Annotated in this window: 13 protein-coding genes and 1 pseudogene; 7 read left to right on the plus strand and 7 right to left on the minus strand. The window is 62.0% G+C overall.

Annotation, left to right across the window (positions count from 1 at the left end):
• Window positions 1-674: pseudogene (recA, locus tag ACU0BR_RS08095) on the minus strand (recombinase RecA); the annotation flags it as partial.
• Window positions 675-856: 182 nt separating this feature from the next.
• On the opposite strand from recA, the gene ACU0BR_RS08100 reads away from it, so the two are divergent.
• The gene (locus ACU0BR_RS08100) at window positions 857-1,486 is read left to right on the plus strand and encodes a gamma-glutamyl kinase (RefSeq protein WP_446156346.1); all 630 of its coding nucleotides are present in this window, start codon (window positions 857-859) and stop codon (window positions 1,484-1,486) included.
• A gap of 38 nt (window positions 1,487-1,524) precedes the next feature.
• On the opposite strand, the gene ACU0BR_RS08105 is transcribed toward ACU0BR_RS08100, so the two are convergent.
• The 4 genes from ACU0BR_RS08105 to guaB all read right to left on the minus strand — a co-directional run bounded on the left by ACU0BR_RS08105 (window position 1,525) and on the right by guaB (window position 6,685).
• Complete coding sequence (locus ACU0BR_RS08105; protein WP_446156357.1) at window positions 1,525-3,252, minus strand: ATP-binding protein; 1,728 nt, start codon at window positions 3,250-3,252, stop codon at window positions 1,525-1,527.
• A complete protein-coding gene (locus ACU0BR_RS08110; protein WP_446156347.1) occupies window positions 3,245-3,841 on the minus strand; it encodes a hypothetical protein in 597 nt (198 codons plus the stop codon). Before ACU0BR_RS08110 ends, ACU0BR_RS08105 begins: the two co-directional genes overlap by 8 nt.
• A 105-nt stretch (window positions 3,842-3,946) precedes the next feature.
• Complete coding sequence (locus tag ACU0BR_RS08115; RefSeq protein ID WP_446156348.1) at window positions 3,947-5,134, minus strand: RsmB/NOP family class I SAM-dependent RNA methyltransferase; 1,188 nt, start codon at window positions 5,132-5,134, stop codon at window positions 3,947-3,949.
• A gap of 102 nt (window positions 5,135-5,236) precedes the next feature.
• Window positions 5,237-6,685: an IMP dehydrogenase gene (guaB, locus tag ACU0BR_RS08120; RefSeq protein WP_446156349.1), complete on the minus strand. Its 1,449-nt coding sequence runs from the start codon at window positions 6,683-6,685 to the stop codon at window positions 5,237-5,239.
• A 232-nt stretch (window positions 6,686-6,917) separates the two neighbouring features.
• Between guaB and ACU0BR_RS08125 the strand changes: the two genes are divergently transcribed.
• The 3 genes from ACU0BR_RS08125 to ACU0BR_RS08135 all read left to right on the plus strand — a co-directional run bounded on the left by ACU0BR_RS08125 (window position 6,918) and on the right by ACU0BR_RS08135 (window position 10,048).
• The gene (locus ACU0BR_RS08125; RefSeq protein WP_446156350.1) at window positions 6,918-7,931 is read left to right on the plus strand and encodes a C4-dicarboxylate TRAP transporter substrate-binding protein; all 1,014 of its coding nucleotides are present in this window, start codon (window positions 6,918-6,920) and stop codon (window positions 7,929-7,931) included.
• 70 nt (window positions 7,932-8,001) lie between these two features.
• On the plus strand, window positions 8,002-8,634 hold the full coding sequence (locus tag ACU0BR_RS08130; RefSeq protein WP_446156351.1) for a TRAP transporter small permease subunit: 633 nt from the start codon (window positions 8,002-8,004) through the stop codon (window positions 8,632-8,634).
• 10 nt (window positions 8,635-8,644) lie between these two features.
• A complete protein-coding gene (locus tag ACU0BR_RS08135) occupies window positions 8,645-10,048 on the plus strand; it encodes a TRAP transporter large permease (RefSeq protein WP_446156358.1) in 1,404 nt (467 codons plus the stop codon).
• Between the two features lie 113 nt (window positions 10,049-10,161).
• Here the strand turns inward: ACU0BR_RS08135 and ACU0BR_RS08140 are convergent, their stop codons facing one another.
• Window positions 10,162-13,122 carry an Rne/Rng family ribonuclease gene (locus ACU0BR_RS08140; protein ID WP_446156352.1) on the minus strand — a complete coding sequence of 987 codons (2,961 nt, stop codon included), beginning with the start codon at window positions 13,120-13,122 and terminating at the stop codon, window positions 10,162-10,164.
• Between the two features lie 823 nt (window positions 13,123-13,945).
• Here ACU0BR_RS08140 and ACU0BR_RS08145 point away from each other — a divergent pair.
• From ACU0BR_RS08145 to ACU0BR_RS08155, 3 genes are all read left to right on the plus strand, one after another.
• Window positions 13,946-15,703, plus strand: a complete 1,758-nt coding sequence (locus ACU0BR_RS08145) for an acetolactate synthase 3 large subunit (RefSeq protein ID WP_446156353.1) — start codon at window positions 13,946-13,948, stop codon at window positions 15,701-15,703.
• 76 nt (window positions 15,704-15,779) lie between these two features.
• The gene (gene ilvN, locus ACU0BR_RS08150; RefSeq protein WP_446156354.1) at window positions 15,780-16,340 is read left to right on the plus strand and encodes an acetolactate synthase small subunit; all 561 of its coding nucleotides are present in this window, start codon (window positions 15,780-15,782) and stop codon (window positions 16,338-16,340) included.
• 283 nt (window positions 16,341-16,623) lie between these two features.
• Window positions 16,624-16,947: an H-NS histone family protein gene (locus ACU0BR_RS08155; protein WP_446156355.1), complete on the plus strand. Its 324-nt coding sequence runs from the start codon at window positions 16,624-16,626 to the stop codon at window positions 16,945-16,947.
• Between the two features lie 126 nt (window positions 16,948-17,073).
• Here ACU0BR_RS08155 and ACU0BR_RS08160 read toward each other — a convergent pair whose 3' ends face one another.
• Window positions 17,074-17,604: a phosphatase PAP2 family protein gene (locus ACU0BR_RS08160; protein WP_446156356.1), complete on the minus strand. Its 531-nt coding sequence runs from the start codon at window positions 17,602-17,604 to the stop codon at window positions 17,074-17,076.
• Between the last annotated feature and the right edge of the window lie 320 nt (window positions 17,605-17,924).

Genomic DNA, 17,924 nt, shown 5'->3' on the forward strand with positions numbered 1-17,924 from the left:
GTTGCCGCCCGTCGTGGTCTCGGGGCTGCCGAACATGACGCCGATCTTCATGCGGATCTGGTTGATGAAAACCACCATACACTTGGACCGGGAAATCGAGCCGGTCAGCTTGCGCATCGCCTGGCTCATCAGGCGGGCGTGAACCCCCACGCTACTGTCGCCCATCTCGCCCTCAAGTTCCGACTTGGGTGTCAGCGCGGCAACGGAGTCGACGATCACCATGCTGACCGCGCCCGAGCGCACGAGCGTGTCGGTGATTTCCAGCGCCTGCTCGCCCGTGTCGGGTTGCGAGATCAGAAGATCATCCAGATTGACGCCCAGCTTGCGGGCATATTGCGGATCGAGCGCGTGTTCGGCATCGACGAAAGCACAGACGCCGCCCTTCTTCTGCTCCTCCGCGACGCAATGCAGGGTCAGCGTTGTCTTGCCCGACGACTCGGGCCCGTAAATCTCGATGATGCGCCCCTTCGGCAGGCCACCGATCCCCAGCGCGATATCCAGCCCGAGCGACCCGGTGGAGGTCGCCTCGATGTCCTGGATGGAGTTGCCCGCCCCCAGACGCATGATCGATCCCTTGCCGAACTGCCGTTCGATCTGGGCCAGCGCACTATCCAGCGCCTTTGCTTGTCCTGGGATTTTTTGTCGCTCATGGTAAGGAGATCTGCCGTAGCCATTGATTTTCGATCCTTATTTCACAGCACACCGAGTGCGGCAACAGCTGCTTGTGTTCACCTCTTGTTCCTATTCTTATGGATACAGAAAGGGAACATTGCAAGGCATTTCTCGTCCTCCAACTTTCCATCGCCAAGGTTAAAGAGTAGTTTAGCTGCAGGATAATCGCGGAGATTTTTCAGCCATGCTGGTGTTCTGGAAAGAAAACCTTGTCTATCTTGCCACGCCAAAAACCGGGACCACCGCGATCGAGGCCGAATTGGCTCCCGTTGCCGACATGGTGTTCCGCGGCCCGCCCGGGCTGAAGCACACCAACGTGCCGCGCTTCGAAAACTTCGTGCGCCCCCTGCTCGACCGGGTGGAAGAACGCCCATGGGAATTCGTGGCGACCGTTCGCGAGCCAGTGGATTGGCTGGGCAGCTGGTTCAGATACCGCCAACGTCCGGCGCTTGACGGAAAGCCGAACAGCACCAAAGGCCTGAGCTTTGCGGAATTCGTGACCGAAGTTCTGTCGGATGCACCGCCCGCGCGCTCCCACCTCGGATCGCAAAGTTGGTTTTTCAACGATGCACAGAAATACGCCGCCGCCACTCACCTCTTCGCCTATGACGCGTTGGGCGAGCTGGTCGCCTTTCTCGAAGAAAGATTGGGCCGGACAATCACGCTCAAACGGCGCAATGCCTCGCCGTCGGCCGACCTTACGCTTTCCGCAGAGCTCCGCGTCGAACTCCGCTCCCGCATGGCCGAAGACTTCGCGCTCTACGAGGCCGTCAAGGATGCCACGAACGCGCGGCGCTTCCTGCTGCAAAGCTGAATTCTTGCAGAAGACGCGCAACCTTTGATGACCAGCCTTTACTCCATCTGTCGCTGCACGGTTTCGGTCAGCTCGGCCAGCGAAAAAGGCTTGGGCAGAAAAACGCAATTTTCGATTTCGGCCTGATCCTTGGAAAAGGACTCCTCCGCATAACCGGAGACGAAGACGACCGGCACATTCGGCCGGGCTTTCCGCGCCTTTCGAACCCAGGTCGGGCCGTCCATCCCCGGCATGACCACATCCGTGACGAAGAGGTCGACGTGGAGAGCGCCGTCGCTGAGTTTTTCCAGGGCCTCCTCCGCGTCGCTCGCCTCGATCACCGTATATCCGCGCATGTTCAAGGCGCGCGACGCGAAGGCGCGAACCGGAGCTTCATCCTCGACCAGAAGCACAACGCCATCGCCCCCCAGGCTCCGGCGCGCGCGCCCGGGGTCCGGCATTGGCTGCAATGAACGCCCTTCGGAAATTTCGGCCGCGGGCAGGTAGACCGAGAACACCGTGCCTCTGCCCAACTCACTGTCGGCAAAGATAAACCCGCCTGTTTGCTTGATGATCCCGTAGGCTGTCGAAAGGCCCAGCCCGGTCCCCTCTCCGGGACGCTTCGTGGTATAGAAAGGCTCAAAAATCTTTTGCTGCCGTGCCTTGGGAATGCCACAGCCACTGTCCTCAACCTTGACCAAAACGTAATTGCCTGCCGGAATGACAGCGCGGTCGCGCGCATGGTCCGCTGCAAAAGTGGCGTTTTGAGTGCTGATCAAAATTGAGCCGCCATGGTCCTGCATTGCATCCCGCGCGTTCACGACAAGATTCATGATGACCTGTTCTAATTGGCGTTTGTCTGCCCGGGTCGGGCGCAAATCGGGATCGTGGGAAAGAGACAGGTCAATTTTTTCACCCACGAGCCGGTTAAGCAAATGCGTCAGGTCCGCCATCGTGTCGCGCAGATCGATCAATTCCGGCTGCAGGTTCTGTTTGCGCGAAAAGGCGAGCAACTGGCCCACCAAGGCCGCTGCGCGATTTGCGTTTTGATGAATCTGCTGCAAATCGTCATAATCCAGATCGCCCTGATCGTGCCGCAGCAACAACAGGTCGCAGTGGCCGGAAATCGCAGTCAGTAGATTGTTGAAATCATGAGCGATCCCGCCGGCCAACTGTCCGATGGCCTGCATCTTCTGCGACTGGACGAACTGAGCTTCCAACGTCTTGAGCTCGGTTGCATCGCTCAACACGGCCGCGATGCAGAAACCGTCCCCTTCGTCGATGCGGGCCAGGGTAATCTGTAGATAGGTATCCTTCGCCCCCCGCACTGCGCAGAGAATTTCGGGGCGTCGCAACCCCGAACTTCGAGCAGCCTCGGCCAACCAATCCTTGACGGGGCGCCCCAGTCCCTCAACCAGATCGTCGATCTGAAGCCCATCACACCCGGGATCGCAGCCTAACAGTTTCGCAGCATGCCCGTTCATGATCAAAACCTTGCCGTCAGGCGTTAATTTTGCAACTGCGATATTCAACTCGTCCAGTCGCGCCCACCCGTCAAGAGCATCGGGCAATTCCGTCATCGGAACCAATATAATATCCCTGCGACCGTCCGCTTGCTCCAGGCTGACAATCTGCACATTCAATGGTCCGCTGCTCGTCATGATCAAGCGGCGGTCACCAGTGGCGATCTCGCCCGCCCCCAGAAGGTCGGACAATTTCGAAGGACGTTCCGGCACTTTTTCTTTCAGCGCCTCGTTCACGAAAAGCACGTCACCGCTTTTACCCACGATCAAGGAGGGCAAATCCGTTCCTGGGTCTTCCGCGGTTGCAATCCGTGCGGTCGACGAAGACAAGCGCCAGACGAGTTGATCGCTGTGGCCGAAGCGATGCACCGAGATCACGGCGCGACCGCGGCGGCTGATCACATCCTCTTGCGCCGCACCTTTCAGTCTCGCCTTGGTTTGCAAGCGAAAAAATCAACGGGGCCGGGTTGTCAAAAACCCCAAGCAGAGCCCGCAGCACACTGCTTCCCGGCCGCGCGCCCAACAGATCGAAGGCCGCGGGATTAACCAAGACGATTTCGCCGCTCAGATCCGCGACGATGGTGGCGAGCGGATCCTGATCAATGATTTCGCTGCTGTGGTCCTGCAGCCGCTCGGCCACGCGTCGGAAATGAAAGGCCGCAGCTTTCAGTACGATAAAGAGGCTGAGCAAACCAATCGACGCCCCGAACAAAAGCGAATCGTGAAACGGGTCCTCGATAAAAAAAACTGCCAGAACAAAAAGCAGCGTGGCGGCCAGCATCTTGTAGATACCACCGCCGACCCGAGCGGAAAACTGACCGAGATGATCAGCGACAATCGGGTTTTCGGGCACTTGGACCTCCGGCAGACTGCTTTCCTGTCATTGTGAGACATGGAACGTTAAATCAGTCTTAAAGAACAGAAATATCTTGCCGGATATTTGGCCACTGCTGACGCGTCAGCCATTTTGCCTTTTGAGATGTGCGGTGTAGAAGCCGTCGCCCCCGTCAAGCGGGGTCAGCAGACGCTCGGCCTCGAGTACCCAACCGGCATTTTTTCTCAGAAAGTTAGCGATCTGTTCATGATTCTCCGTCTTGAATAGCGAACAAGTCACGTAAACAATCTTGCCGTTTTGCGACGTTAGCCGCACGGCACGCTCCAGAATCTGGGCCTGCACGTCCTGCAAATCAGCCAGACGGGACGGCGACATCGACCACTTCGCTTCGGGGGAACGCCGCCACGCCCCGCTGCCGCTACAAGGAACATCGCAGATGACGATATCATAAGGAGAGTTCTTTCCGACTTCATCGTCGTCCAGAAGCTGTTTCACCTCCACGTCGGCACGTTGCGCGCGGGGCCGTAAATCCTTCATCCGTTCGGGAGCCGCATCGTGTGCATAAAATTTCGCGTCAACGCGCCCCGCAAGAGCCAAGGTCTTGCCCCCGCCGCCGGCACAAATATCGAGGACCTTGGACCGCGCCCTCGCGTCAATCATATCGACAACCGCCTGAGAGGCGGCATCCTGCATCTCGAACCAACCCTGCCGAAAGGCAGCGCTGTTGGCCAACCCCCGCGGGCGGGAGGCACAAAGGAGCGCAGTATCGGAGAGCGGATGGCGGCGCAGCTCCACTCCGTTCTCCGCGAGCGAGTAAACCACCTGCTCCACAGTCGCCTTACGCAGATTGACGCGCAGGAACAAAGGCGCTCGATCGCGCATCACGTTCAGAATTTCGTCTGCCTGCTGACCCAAAGAATCGCGAAAAAGCGGCAAGGACCAATCAGGAACGTCCAGCGCGACGGTATCGCTGCAACCGGAATCCGGCACTCCCGAGGAGGCAACAACCTCTTCATCGGTCGATGGCGGCGGCGCGAAACCTTCGCCGGTAAATACCTCAGCCGGATCGCACCCGCTTTGGCGAACATACCCGATGACCATAGCGCGCCCGTTTTCGCCGCCACCTATGTGTGCACAGGAACGACGACGGCGCAGCACATCAAAAACAATGTCACGGATTGCGGCCCGATCACCCGAACCGGCAAAGCGGTGAGCGCGGGCCCAGCTGGTCAAAGCCGGTTCCGCGACACCGCCGGAACAAATATCCTCCAGTATTTCGATCGCGGCGGCGATCCTGGCATTGGGTCTCAATCGACATATCCTTCCCGTGCGGCGCATCGCAACCAGGGCGCCAAGCCGCAACGACCGCGCGCGGAAAGTCCGCGGGTCACTCTACCCGTGCGGTACGACCGCTCATCCGATCCGATAGTTCGGCGACTCCCGCGTGATCTGAACGTCATGCACGTGGCTTTCCTTCAGCCCCGCGCCCGTGATCCGAACGAAAGTGCAGTTTTGCCGCATCTCATCCACGGTCGCGTTTCCGGTATAGCCCATCGCCGCGCGCAGCCCCCCGACGAGCTGGTGGACGACGGCGCTGGCACTGCCTTTGTAGGGGACCTGGCCTTCCACGCCCTCGGGCACCAGCTTGTCGGACGCAGCGTCCTTTTGAAAATACCGATCTGCGGAACCACGCGCCATGGCCCCCAGGCTGCCCATGCCGCGATAGCTCTTGAAGCTGCGCCCCTGATAGAGGATGACCTCGCCCGGGCTCTCGTCGGTGCCTGCGATCAGCGAGCCGACCATGGCACAATGCGCACCGGCGGCGATGGCCTTGGCGAAATCGCCGGAAAACTTAATGCCGCCATCGGCGATGACCGGCACACCGTCCGCGGCAGCGGCGCAATCCATGATCGCGGTCATCTGCGGAACGCCGACGCCCGCAACCATCCTGGTCGTGCAGATGGAACCGGGGCCGATACCCACCTTGATGCCATCGGCTCCGGCACCGATGAGGGCGCGCGTAGCCTCGGCGGTCGCGACGTTGCCCGCAATGACCTGCACCTGGTTCGAGGCAGCCTTGATCCGTTCAACCGCCTGCGCCACCGAGGCCGAGTGGCCATGCGCGGTATCGACGACGATGATGTCCACCCCCGCATCTATCAGCGCGAGCGACCGTTCGTGCCCCGCCTCGCCCACCGAACTTGCCGCGGCGACGCGAAGACGTCCCAGATCGTCCTTGCACGCCTGCGGGTTCAAAACCGCCTGCTCGCTGTCCTTCAGCGTCAGCAGGCCCGTCAGCCTTCCCTCCGCGTCGGTGACAAGCAGTTTTTCGATCCGGCGCGCTTTCATCAAGGATTTCGCGGCTTCGAGATCGGCCGGTTCGCGCAGCATCGCCAGGTTTTGCGAGGTCATCATTGCATGTACCGGCGTTTCATTGTCACGCGCGAAACGCATGTCACGGTTCGTCACAATGCCCAGTACGCGGCCGTCGGCATCGACGACCGGAAAGCCGGTGACGCGGTAACGCTCCTGCAAGAGCTTCGCGTCGGCGAGGGTCTGATCGGGGGACAGGGTGATCGGGTTGTAGACGATGCCGCTTTCAAAGCGCTTGACCTGCCGGACCTGGCTCGCCTGCTCCTGCGTGCCGAGGTTGCGGTGAATGACGCCGATGCCCCCCGCCTGCGCCATCGCGATCGCCATCCGCGCTTCGGTCACCGTATCCATGGCGGAACTCAGCAACGGAATATTCATGCGGATCGAGCGTGTCACATGCGTCGCCGTCTCGGCCGTCGAGGGCAGAACGCTCGACGCGGCGGGAACCAGCAGGACGTCGTCAAAGGTGAGGGCCTCACGAATTTCCATAGGTGTCTCCTTGGGGGGTCCGTTTGGCAGTTTGCTATTTCACGACCGCCGCGGAAAGAAAAGCCACGAATCGCCGCGCCCCCGCCCGTGCGAAGCGGCAACCGCCGCATGGCGCCGCCCGGTCGCCGGAACCCTGCGGAATTGACGCCGATTTATGCTTGGTCCCCCCGGCGGCGCCCGCTAGGGTCGCAGATAGCAAACCGTGTTTGCAAAAATGGGAGGAGACAAGAACATGAAAAAAGCGATCGCAACGACCGCATTGAGCGGCGCATTGATGGCCTTGGCAACACAGGGTATCGCGACCGAATGGAACGTATCGGTCTGGGGCAAACGGCGCGCCTTCACCGAACATGTCGAAAAGCTGGCAGAGCTCGTTGCCGAAAAGACGAATGGCGAGTTCACGATGAACGTCAGCTATGGCGGGCTGTCCAAGAACCGCGAAAATCTCGATGGCATCTCAATCGGGGCCTTCGAGATGGCGCAGTTCTGTGCCGGCTACCACCGCGACAAGAACCCCTCCATCACCGTGCTGGAATTGCCTTTTCTGGGGGTCGAGAACCTCAAGCAGGAGGTCGCGGTCAGCAACGCCGTCTACAATCATCCCGCCGTCCAGAAGGACCTGGGGCGCTGGAACGCCAAGCTGCTGATGACCTCGCCCATGCCGCAGTACAACATTGCGGGCACGGGCGAGCCGCGCGATGAATTGTCGGAATTCGACGGCATGCGCGTGCGCGCCACCGGCGGTATCGGCGAAGCCTTCGCGGCGGTCGGCGCGGTGCCCACATCGGTCACCGCGACGGAGGCTTACAATGCGATGGAATCGGGTGTGGTCGACACGGTCGCCTTTGCGCAACATGCGCATCTGTCCTTTCGCACCCTCGACATCGCGGACTGGTGGACCGCGAACCTCAATCCCGGCACGGTCAACTGCCCGGTCGTGGTCAATGTCGACGCCTATAACGACCTTCCCGAGGATCAGCGCCGCGCGCTCGACGAAAGCGTGCCGGAGTCGATCGACTATTACCTGGAAAATTACGGCAAGCTGCTCAAGAAATGGGATGAAGTGCTGGCCGAGAAAGGGGTCGAGAAAGTGATGGTCTCGGATGAGGAGATCGCAAAGTTCAAGAAGGTCGCCCAACCTATCCATGAACGGTGGATCAAGGAGATGACCGCGCAGGGGCTGCCCGCGCAAGAACTCTACGATCTGGTGCAGACCACGATCGCCGACAGCAAGAAGATGAACTGAGCGTTCGTCCCAGCACTGAAATCCGAACCCCGGCGCATTTTCCGGGGTTCTTTTTCAAGGGGTTACGACCTTGTCTTCAACTTCTTCCGTTCTGACGGACAGCTCCGCGCTGTCGCGTTTCGACCGTGGGTGGCTGCGGCTTGAACAGCTGATGAACCTGACCGCGGGCATTGTGCTCTTCGCTCTGGTTCTGCTGGCAGTTTATAACGTGCTTGGCCGCAAGATCCTGAACGCGCCCGTCCCCGGCTATGTCGACTGGACCGAGCAGTTCATGGCGACTTTCGCCTTTCTCGGCCTGGCCTATTGCCAGCGCGAAGGAGGGCATATCCGGATGGATATCCTCGTGGGCCAGCTGACCGGCCGTCCGCTCTGGCTGGCCGAATGGCTGTCGACGCTGTTCATGCTGGTGCTGACCTCCGCGCTGATCTACGGCACCTGGTTTCATTTCGCGCGGTCCTTCGACCTCGGCGCGCCACTCTGGTCGCGCGACAGTTCGATCGACATCGCGCTGCCGCTCTGGCCCGCCAAACTGCTCATCCCGATTTCGATGTCGGTGCTCTGGGTGCGTCTTGCGCTGCAACTGTGGGGTTTCGGACGCGCCTTTCGCCAGAATACCTCCCGCCCCGTGGCGGTTCCGCTGATCGAGGACCCTGCGACGCAGGCCAACAAGGAGGCCCACAGCGTGGAGGGTGCCGGTGGATAATCTGATCGACATGAAGGCGCTGCTGGAGGGCGTCAGCGTATTCAACCTGTCGATCTGGCTGTCCGCCTTCCTCATCGTGCTGGTGCTGATCGGCGTGCGCGTGGCCTTTGCGACGGCCTTTGTCGGGTTTCTGGGATTGAGCCTGTTTTTCATGCAAAAGCAGGGATTCGATCGCGGCCTGGTGACGGCGATGAAGCTGGCAGGCCAGGTTCCGCATTCAAAATCAACGACCTATGCGTTATCGCTAATCCCGACCTTCATCCTGATCGGCTATCTCGCATATTACGCGGGGCTGACGCGCAACCTCTTTGAGGCGGCCAAGCGCTGGGTGGGCTGGCTGCCGGGTGGGCTGGGCGTGGCGACGGTTTTCGCCACGGCAGGGTTCGCGGCGGTCTCGGGCGCTTCGGTGGCGACCTCGGCTGTTTTCGCGCGCATCGCGATCCCCGAAATGCTGGCCGTGGGTTACGACAAGCGTTTCGCGGCCGGCGTGGTCGCGGCCGGTGGCACACTGGCATCGCTCATCCCGCCCTCGGCGATCCTGGTGATCTATGCCATCATCGTGGAACAATCGGTGGGCAAGCTGCTGCTGGCCGGTTTCATCCCCGGCGCGGTGTCGGCGGTGATCTACGCGGGGCTGGTGATGGGGCTGGCGAAATGGCGCAAGACCCTTGGCCCGCCGGTCGGCGGCTTCACCTGGGCGGAGCGTTTCACGGTCCTGCCGGGCGCCGCCCCGATCCTGCTGGTGGTGTTCATCATCGTCTACTCGATCTATTTCGGCTGGGCGACCCCGACCGAGGCGGGGGCGCTCGGCGCTTTCGTCGTCTTCGTCATGGCGCTCTACAAGGGTATGCGCCTGCGCCAGCTCGGCGGCGCCCTGATGGAGGCCGCCAAGCTGACAGTGATGATCTTCACCATGATCTGGGGCGTTCTGATCTACGTGCGTTTTCTCGGGTTCGCCCAGCTGCCCAAAGCCTTCGCCGATTGGATCGTGGGGCTTGAACAACCCGCGATCCTCACCTTGCTGGCGATCCTCGGGGCCTATGTGATCCTCGGCATGTTCATGGACGCGATCGGCATGTTGATCCTGACCCTGCCCGTCACCTTTCCGGCGGTCATCGCGCTCAACGGCGGCGAAGGCATCAGTCGGGCCGATAGCGCGCTTGGCATGACCTCGGATGAGGCCGCGATCTGGTTCGGGATCATCGTGGTAAAGATGGCGGAGCTCTGTCTGATCACGCCCCCCATAGGGCTGAACTGCTTTGTCGTCGCGGGCGTTGCGCAGGACGCCAAGATGCCGATTTCGGTGCAGGACGTGTTTCGCGGCGCATCGCCGTTCTTCGTGGCCGACGTCGCGACGGTCGCGGTGTTGATCGCCTTTCCCGGCATCGTGCTGTGGCTGCCTAATCTGATGTAGCGGCGCGGAAGCCACCGCACGCGCCGACTGCGACCCATAAAAAAAACCCCGTCTCGCGACGGGGTTTTTCTTTGGCGGAGCCCGTCTCAGGCCGAGCGCGGCTCAGCCTGCGATCAGCGGCTCAGCGACCACCAGCCGCGGCGCCTGGGTTTGTCCTCCTCTTCGGCGGCCTCCGCATCGCCCGGTTGCGGCACGTCTTCCGCGTCAGCTTCCGGCGCATCCGCCTGCATCGCGGGCACTTCCTGCGGGCCCGAGGGCGGCAGGTCGGGCTCGCTCGGCACGGGATGCTCGACCGGCACCGGCTCGGGGTTGATGTCGGGACCGGGCACGGGCACTTCCTGCGGCTGCGGCGCGGGGGGGACCTCATCGGGCGCGGGCTGCGGCGGAAGCCCGCCGGTATCCTCGTCGCCGACCACGCTCAGCACCGGTTCCTGGACCCTCGGGGTTTCGGCAGCATCCGGGAGGGTGGCTTCCGCCACGGCGGTTTCGGCCATTTCAGGCTCCTTCTTCTTGCGCGGCGCGCGCTTTCGGGGGGCGCGTTTGGGCTTTTCGGCGGCGGCATCGGCAGGCTGTGCAGCTCTGGATTGTCCCGCCGCATCCGCGCTCTCGGCCTCGCCTTGCTTGTCAGCGTCCGTCCCCGCGTCAGGCGCGGTTTCGGCACCGCTGTCGGGCGTCTTCTTGCGCGAGCGGCGAACGGTTTTCTTCTTCGCGGGTTTCTCGGCCGGCGTGTCCGCGGCAGCCTCTGCCTGCGCGGGGCCTTCGGCTTCGGCGGCAGCCTCTGCCTGCGCGGGTTCTTCGGCTTCGGCGGCGGTGTCTTCGCGCGCTGACTTGCTGTCCGCGGCCGCGGCTCGGCGCTTGCCGCCCTGCGCATCCTCCTGCGCCTCTTCGCCATTGGCCTCGAGCGTGTCAGATTCGTTCTCGCCTTCGCCTTCGCCCTTTCCTCCACGGCGGCGGCGGCGGCGGCGGCGGCGCTTCTTGGGCTGCCCCTCATCGTCGGCCTGCGCTTCGGGAACGGCTGCTGCGGCCGAAGGCTCCTCCACCTCTTCCTCGATCTCGGGCAGGTTGGTCATATCGACCGAGATGACCGGCGCCACGACCTCGGGAACCGCCCGTGTCGCGGTCTTGAACTTCTCGATGTTGAAGTCCGGGCTGACGAGGAAGGGATCAGCCTCCATCCGGATCGACAGGCCATAGCGCGCCTCGATCATCGCCACATGCTCGCGCTTCTGGTTCATGATGAAATTGACGATGCCCACGGGCGCCTTGACCAGCACCTCGCGTGAACGGCGGCGCACGCCCTCCTCTTCCAGCTGGCGCAGGATCGACAGCGCCAGGCTGTCGTCGGAGCGGATCAGCCCCGTGCCGTGGCAGGCCGGGCACGGCTGGGTCGTGGCCTCCAGCATGCCGGGGCGCAGGCGCTGGCGCGACATTTCCATCAGGCCGAAGCCGGAAATACGGCCGACCTGGATGCGCGCGCGGTCGGTCTTGAGCTTCTCCTTGAAGCGTTTTTCGACGGCGGCGTTGTTCTTGCGCTCGTCCATGTCGATGAAGTCGATGACGATCAGCCCCGCCAGATCGCGCAGCCGCAGCTGGCGGGCGACCTCTTCGGCGGCTTCGAGGTTGGTCTTGGTCGCCGTATCTTCGATCGAGCCCTCCTTGGTGGCCCGGCCCGAATTCACGTCGATTGCCACCAGCGCCTCGGTGACGCCGATGACGATGTAGCCGCCGGATTTCAGCTGGACCGTCGGGTTGAACATGCCCGCCAGATAGCTTTCCACCTGATAGCGCGCGAACAGCGGCATGGGTTCGTTATAGTGCTTCACGTTCTTGGCGTGGGACGGCATGAGCATCTTCATGAAGTCCTTGGCCACGCGGTAGCCATGCTCGCCCTCGACAAAGACCTCGTCGATATCGCGGTTGTAGAGGTCGCGGATCGACCGCTTGATCAGGTTGCCCTCTTCGTAGATCGGCGCGGGGGCGATGGATTTCAGCGTCAGCTCGCGGATCTGTTCCCACAGGCGCAGCAGGTATTCATAGTCGCGGCGAATCTCGGATTTGGTGCGCTGCGCGCCGGCGGTGCGGATGATCAGGCCCGCGCCGTCCGGCACGTCGATCTCATTCGCGATGGTCTTGAGCTTCTTGCGGTCGGCCGCATTGGTGATCTTGCGACTGATACCGCCGCCGCGCGCCGTGTTGGGCATCAGCACGCAATAGCGCCCGGCCAGCGACAGATAGGTCGTCAACGCGGCGCCCTTGTTGCCGCGTTCTTCCTTCACGACCTGAACCAGCAGGATCTGGCGGACCTTGATGACTTCCTGGATCTTGTATTTCTTGGGGCGAACCTTGCGCGGCTGGCGAATTTCCTCGGTCACGTCCTCATCGGCGATGGATTCGATATCCTTGTCGCGATCGGCGGCGTCCTCGGCATCGTCGTCGGCCTCATGATCGTCAGGATCCTCATGCGCCCCGTTCCGGGCGCCCTCGTCCACGCGGTCTGTCCGATCACCGTCGGCCCGGGCGTCGGCATCCGCGATGGCGGGCGCCTCGGTCGTCTTGCCTGCGTCCGGCGCGGCATCGCCCTCCAGATCGATGACATCCATGCCGGCAATCGCGGGCGTATCCGTTCCGCCGTCTTGGCGAGCCTCGTCCGCACCCGCATCCGGGCCCGCGTCGCGCGTGACGACGGCATCGTCGGATTGCGCGTCCTGCGCGCGGGACTTGCCGCGCGACCGGCTGCTGCGCCGCTTGCCGCCGAGATCTTCGTCGTCCTCGTCGAGCTTCTTGGCGTAGGCGCGCTCTTCCTCCAGCAGCGCCTGACGATCGGCGACCGGAATCTGGTAATAGTCGGGATGCACCTCGGAAAAGGCGAGGAACCCATGGCGGTTGCCGCCGTAATCCACGAAGGCCGCCTGAAGCGACGGTTCGACCCGCGTTACCTTGGCGAGGTATATATTGCCGGCAAGCTGGCGTTTGTTCAGCGATTCAAAATCGAACTCTTCGACTTTATTTCCGTCCACCACCACAACGCGGGTTTCTTCCGCGTGCGTGGCGTCGATCAACATTTTCTTTGGCATTTGCACTCTTTGCACCGCGGCGTCGGCCTGCCCTGGGGGCAAGGCACCGATCTGGCCGGGGGTGTCTGGTTAAGGCGTGGACGCCGCCAATCGCGCAGCCTGCGACCGGCAGTGACTGCCCATCGCCTGTGCTGGATTGTCTGATGCGTCGCATCGCAATTTTTCTCCGATGCCGCCGGGGGCATCTGTTTCAAGGCCCGCATCACAACGTAGACAGGCATTCGGTGACCATCACAGGTCAATCGGTCTGTTCGGGATGACTAAGGCGTCTGGCCTTCGGCGATACAGGAACAGGTAAACTTATCGCGGACGCCCCCACGGGACAGTCTCGCGCCCTGCGACCATAGCGGTGCACGGCAGTGAAAGACAAACGGTTTTTATACCCCCGCCCTGCCGACGCACATTCGCGACATCTTCGCACCGCTTCGGGAAGGGCCACAACATGCTGTATCGCGGGCCGCGTCTGCGCCCTTGGCGGCGGCCATGCCCATGCAGGTGCGCATCGCAGGTCGGCAATTTTCGGAAAACTCCGCCCCACCCTCGCCTGCGGCAACAAACAGCAATATTACCGTGCCGGTGCGACATATTATTCACGATATTGCCTGTTGACGCCTCCGAAGCACAATTTTAATGTCCGCTTCGACGCACGGGAGGCTTCGAGATGCACGGCATTCTAGTAGTGGTGGGGATTTGGCGCATGGGCCGGTGACGGCAGACCAGATGGTTGACCCGTGCGCCCCCGTTCCAGCGGGGGTTTTTTATTGCCGAAATCGGCGAAGAATCAGGCGGACAAGTGAGGGATGACAGCGATGGAGAGCGGATCATGACAGGTCAGATGACGGGCGCCCAGATGGTGGTTCAGGCCCTGCGCGATCAGGGTGTGGACACGATATTCGGGTATCCGGGCGGCGCTGTGCTACCGATCTACGATGCCATCTTTCAGCAAAACGACATCCGCCACATACTGGTGCGCCACGAACAGGGCGCGGTGCATGCGGCCGAAGGTTATGCGCGCTCCACCGGCAAGCCGGGGGTGGTGCTGGTCACCTCCGGGCCCGGCGCGACCAATGCGGTCACCGGGCTGACCGACGCGCTGATGGATTCGATCCCGATCGTCGTTCTGACGGGCCAGGTGCCCACCTTCATGATCGGCAACGACGCCTTCCAGGAGGCCGATACCGTCGGCATCACCCGCCCCTGCACCAAGCACAACTGGCTGGTCAAGGAGACCGAAAAGCTCTCCGCGACGATCCATCAGGCCTTTCACGTCGCCACCCAGGGCCGCCCCGGCCCGGTTCTGGTCGACATCCCCAAGGACGTGCAATTCGCCAAGGGCGGGTACACCCCGAAGGCCGAGGCCTCGATCGGCCATTATCAACCCCGGGTCAAAGGCGATCTGGCCGCGATCACCGAACTGGTGGAATTGATGGAAACCGCCAAGCGGCCGGTGTTCTACACCGGCGGCGGCGTCATCAATTCCGGCCCCGCCGCCAGCAAGCTGCTGCGCGAGCTGGCCGAGGCGACGGGTTTTCCGCTGACCTCCACGCTGATGGGGCTGGGCGCCTATCCGGCGTCGGGCGACAAATGGCTGGGAATGCTGGGGATGCACGGTCTTTACGAGGCCAACCTGGCCATGCACGGCTGCGATCTGATGATCAACATCGGCGCGCGGTTCGACGACCGGATCACCGGGCGCGTCGACGATTTCAGCCCGAAATCCAAGAAGGCGCATATCGACATCGACCCCGCCTCGATCAACAAGGTCATCCGTACCGACATCGCGATCCTGGGCGACATCGCCCATGTGCTGGAGGATCTGCTTCAGGTCTGGACGGCGCGCGGCCGCAAGACCAACAGCGAGGCGCTGTCGAAGTGGTGGGCGCAGATCGAGGAGTGGAAGAAGACCCGCTGCCTGGATTTCAACCCCGCCGAGAAAACCATCAAGCCCCAGCACGCCCTGTCGCGGCTGGAAGCGCTGACCAAGTCGCACGACCGCTACATCTGCACCGAGGTCGGCCAGCATCAGATGTGGGCCGCGCAATACCTGGGGTTCGAGGCGCCCAACCGCTGGATGACCTCGGGGGGCCTGGGCACGATGGGCTATGGGTTTCCGGCCTCGATCGGCGTTCAGGTCGCGCATCCCGACGCGCTGGTCATCAATGTCGCGGGCGAAGCCTCATGGTTGATGAACATGCAGGAAATGGGCACCGCCGTGCAGTACCGGCTGCCCGTCAAGCAGTTCATCCTCAACAACGAACGTCTGGGCATGGTGCGCCAGTGGCAGGAGCTTCTGCACGAGGAACGCTATTCCCACAGCTGGTCCGAGGCCCTGCCCGATTTCGTCAAGCTGGCCGACGCCTTCGGCGCCAAGGTCATCCTGTGCAGCGACCCGGCCGATCTGGACGACGCGATCATGGAGATGATCAACCACGACGGCCCGGTGATTTTCGACTGCCTGGTAGAAAAACATGAAAACTGCTTCCCGATGATCCCCTCGGGCGCGGCGCATAACCAGATGATCATGGGCGAGCATGTGGACATGCGCAACGCCGTCGCATCCAAGGGCGCGGTGCTGGTGTGATGCCCCCCGCCGCCGACCCGGCCGCGAATGCCTGCGCGGCCGGTCACTCGAAACGCTCAAGGAAAGAAAGACGCTGATGTCGGCACTCAAGATCAAGAAGGGCACGTCCAAGCATTCGGCCTACGACCTGCGCTCCACCTATGGCGACACGCAGGAGACGCATACGCTGGCCGTGATCGTCGACAACGAAGCGGGCGTGCTGGCGCGGGTCATCGGCCTGTTTTCGGGGCGCGGCTACAACATCGACAGCCTGACCGTCGCGGAGGTCGACCACGAAGGGCGCAGATCGCGCATCACCGTGGTCACCACCGGCACGCCTCAGGTGATCGAGCAGATAAAGGCGCAGCTGGGTCGCATCGTGCCCGTGTACGAGGTGCACGACCTGACCGTCGAAGGCCCCGCCGTCCAGCGTGAACTGGCGCTTTTCAAGGTCGTGGGCAGCGGCGACAAGCGCGTCGAGGCGCTGCGCCTTGCCGATATCTTCCGCGCCAATGTGGTGGATTCGACGCTCGGCTCCTTCGTGTTCGAACTGACCGGCATGTCCGAAAAGATCGACGCCTTCGCCGATCTGATGCGCCCGCTGGGCCTGCAAGAGGTCGCGCGCACCGGCGTGGCCGCAATGGCCCGCGGCCACTGAGCGGGCGCGCCCCCGCCCTCGGCGGGATGCCGGGGGCAATGGGACCAGTCGCCCGATTGCGGCAAACGCGATAAATTCCGAACGCGCGGATTGCCCCGATTCTGCAAATGTTTTCCCGCCGAGACACTCCGCCGATAGCCATTGGATACGGCCGCAATTCGCGACATTCAACCGGCGCGTGAATGCACTTTGTCGGGTAACTACTTCTCAATTCCGGTAATAGGTGATAATGCGACAGCCAGAATCAACTTCCACTCTGGAAAAGATTGCAGGAAATAAACCAATGACCAATATCGATCTCGACGCGCTCGACCTGAAAGAGCTGAAGAAACTTCGGACCAACGTGAACAATGCCATCGAAAACTTCGAAGAACGCAAACGTCAGGACGCATTGGTTGCGCTGGAAGCGAAAGCGCGCGAAATGGGCTTTTCCCTTTCCGAACTGACCAGCAGCGGCTCGAAGAAGTCCAAAGCCGTGAGCCCGCCGAAATACCGGCACCCCGAAAACCCCTCGTTGACCTGGAGCGGCCGCGGACGGCAACCGGGCTGGATCAAGGACGCCGTTGCAAACGGCCAGTCGATGGATGACTTTCTGATCAAGGGCTGAGGCCCCGGCGCGCCCTCCGGCGGCACGTCGGCAATTCCAAAGCAAAAAGCGCGGATCATTCCGCGCTTTTTTATTGGTCGCTTCTGCCGGGGGCTCAGCCGATGCCCCGGCCGGGTTCTCGGCGGGTCAGAGGATATTCGTCAACATCCGGTCGAGGCGCGTATCCCGGCGATAAGCGATCCGTACAATCACCGCCGCCAAAGCGCCGGTCACGGCACCGCCCAGCACATCGCCGAAATAATGGATGCCGATGAAGACCCGCGAAAAGGCGATCAGGATGGCCGCGGCGCCGAACCATATCGCGCGGTAACGCATTCGCGCCAAAAGGAAGATGACGGCGATCGCAAAACCCGCCGTGGCATGATCGGAGGGAAAAGACGGATCGGCGCTGGGTGCAATTATCAGATTTGTCAGATCGACCAGATAGGGACGCGTGCGCGTCACGAACAGCAGGATTATCTGATTAATTCCGAGCCCCAAAAAAAAGGCGAACCCCGCCGATACCAGCGTATGGCGCAATGCGGCGCGCTCGGTCCCCGCCCACCATTGCAGGGCCACGGCCAAAACCATGATCGGAATGCCCCACGCGGATACCGCGATCATCAGCCCGTCCAGAATTCCCCAACGTCCTGCCAATCCATTGATGAGCAGGGTCAATGACGCATCCGCGTGCCACATCAGCGCAACCTTTCGCCAGTTTTTTTCATCGCCATACACACGCGCGAAAGAACACACCAGCGGATCGCGCCTTTGCCGTCACGAAAAAGAAAAAGGCGGGGCATATAGCCCCGCCAGTTTCGTCAATCAGGCTCATGCTTTCACCGCCCGTTTGCTTTTTGCCTGCGGCCTGACCGACGTCAAGGACGAGCGCACCCGCCCCGGAACTTGTTGCGTGCACAAAGGGCGGTCGCCTGTCCGCGACCGCCCCCGCCTCAGCTACACCCGCTCGTCCCGCCGCAGGTGTTGCATTTCATGCA

It is taken from the genome of Brevirhabdus sp. (genome assembly GCF_052826345.1).

Excerpts from the sequence above, each read along its gene's own strand:
- ACU0BR_RS08100 (WP_446156346.1), top strand. The coding sequence starts at position 857 with ATGCTGGTGTTCTGGAAAGAAAACCTTGTCTATCTTGCCACGCCAAAA.
- guaB (WP_446156349.1), bottom strand. The coding sequence starts at position 6,685 with ATGGAAATTCGTGAGGCCCTCACCTTTGACGACGTCCTGCTGGTTCCC.
- ACU0BR_RS08125 (WP_446156350.1), top strand. The coding sequence starts at position 6,918 with ATGAAAAAAGCGATCGCAACGACCGCATTGAGCGGCGCATTGATGGCC.
- ACU0BR_RS08135 (WP_446156358.1), top strand. The coding sequence starts at position 8,645 with ATGAAGGCGCTGCTGGAGGGCGTCAGCGTATTCAACCTGTCGATCTGG.
- ACU0BR_RS08140 (WP_446156352.1), bottom strand. The coding sequence starts at position 13,122 with ATGCCAAAGAAAATGTTGATCGACGCCACGCACGCGGAAGAAACCCGC.
- ACU0BR_RS08145 (WP_446156353.1), top strand. The coding sequence starts at position 13,946 with ATGACAGGTCAGATGACGGGCGCCCAGATGGTGGTTCAGGCCCTGCGC.
- ilvN (WP_446156354.1), top strand. The coding sequence starts at position 15,780 with ATGTCGGCACTCAAGATCAAGAAGGGCACGTCCAAGCATTCGGCCTAC.
- ACU0BR_RS08155 (WP_446156355.1), top strand. The coding sequence starts at position 16,624 with ATGACCAATATCGATCTCGACGCGCTCGACCTGAAAGAGCTGAAGAAA.